Raw genomic sequence first — 807 nt, 5'->3', positions numbered from 1 at the left:
AGGCACCCTTGGTGATGCCGCCTATGCGCTACAGCATCCTGACAACACACAGGGTGTAACGTTAGCGCACAGGCTGCACATGCCGACACCGCGTATCGCTTTGGGTGCAGCATTAGCAAGAACTGGTGCAACTGCGATGATCGATATCTCTGACGGTTTATACCAAGATCTTGGTCATATTTGTCAGCAAAGCTCAGTCAGTATGCGTATTCATTTAGATCAATTACCGAGTAGTGAGTCACTAGCCACAGTAGAGTTATCTGAGCGTTTGTTATGTCAACTAGCGGGCGGCGATGACTACGAATTGGCTTTTACCTTGCCTGCACATATTGAACCACCTGTTGCCAATACGCCTGTCACTTGTATTGGAGAAGTCGTTGCGCTCGCAGATTCTATTGCGACAGATGCCAAATCGCCTAATCACTCACGTCTTGAACTGTTTTATCAAAATCAGCCAGTCACGCCGACACAATCTGCACCCTTCTCTACGTGGCCCAATCTCACCGGTTATCAACATTTCACAGGCTAATCCATGACTGATCAACACCTATCTAAGCCTGATATCCGACAAGCAAATGACTGCCCACCTCTACCAATCGGTGCCAGTATGCTTGACCGCATGGTTTATTGGCTCGGATTAGGTTTGGGCAGCGGCTTACCTCGACGCGCGCCCGGCACGTGGGGCACGGTTGGTGGTCTGATTGTGGGCGTACCGCTCATGGCCTTGGGGTTTATTCCCTTTTTAATCTTGACCATTTTGTCGTGTTTGGTGGGCGTTTGGATTTGCGGGCGTACGTCTGAGTTGAT

General features: G+C 49.9%; 1 protein-coding gene and 1 pseudogene. Both read left to right on the top strand.

Translation table 11 applies throughout. The annotated features are described in order from the left end of the window. Positions 1–529 (top strand): thiamine-phosphate kinase (locus ACS8FC_RS16490; protein ID WP_439297571.1); only part of this gene is annotated, 529 nt, incomplete at its 5' end. A gap of 3 nt (positions 530–532) precedes the next feature. Next, positions 533–807 (top strand): annotated as a pseudogene (locus ACS8FC_RS16485) (phosphatidylglycerophosphatase A family protein); the annotation flags it as partial.

Source organism: Psychrobacter sp. 1Y4 (assembly GCF_051847555.1).
The sequence above is the reverse complement of the archived record's forward strand: the minus strand, read 5'-3'. Positions and strand labels throughout refer to the sequence as shown.